The sequence below is a fragment of the Micromonospora aridisoli genome, from assembly GCF_056150025.1.
The window spans coordinates 1-521 of the sequence record NZ_JAXCFK010000180.1 but is presented as its reverse complement, the minus strand read 5'-3'; the positions used below and the strand labels follow the sequence as shown (position 1 = coordinate 521).

Here is a 521-nt window from a genome sequence, read left to right as displayed (position 1 = left end):
GAATGCGGACGGCGCAATCCAGCCCCTGTTCTGTGTAAGCAGAGCGCCAATCTGCGCCTGATGGGGGTCGTTGGTCAGCAGATGGGTGACTATGACGTCTATGGCAAGTTGGGCTACGGGGCTGTCTTCGGTGATTTCGCCGTTTCACCATTTAGTGTCGCTAGCGGACACCTCAAGGGGCTTACGATCGGTGTTGGCGCAAGCCGCCAGCTGAATGATTCGACCAAGCTGTTTGGCGAAATCCTGTATGACGCCTACCACAACAGCAGCGGTCAGCCGGCTCGAGATAACAGCGAGTACTCCAATGTAAATCTACGGCTGGGCGTGATGCGCTCGTTCTGATTTCCGAGTTGGGACACACGTGGCCTGATACCTGAACGCCTTTTGTACAACCCGCCTTTTGGGCGGGTTGTATCGTTTCGAGGTCAAGCGCGCTTGGGCGCGGGTTCTGGGCGGGTAGACCTCAAACCTTCTGAGGGATGTGCCGCGCGCGTTTTGCGTGCGGGTATTTTATTTGCGTC

The 521-nt window shown here is 56.8% G+C and carries 1 protein-coding gene; it reads left to right on the top strand.

The window, feature by feature from the left end; genetic code table 11:
• Window positions 1-342: hypothetical protein (locus SM447_RS29990; protein WP_474576224.1), on the top strand; the 342-nt coding region annotated here is incomplete at its 5' end.
• Between the last annotated feature and the right edge of the window lie 179 nt (window positions 343-521).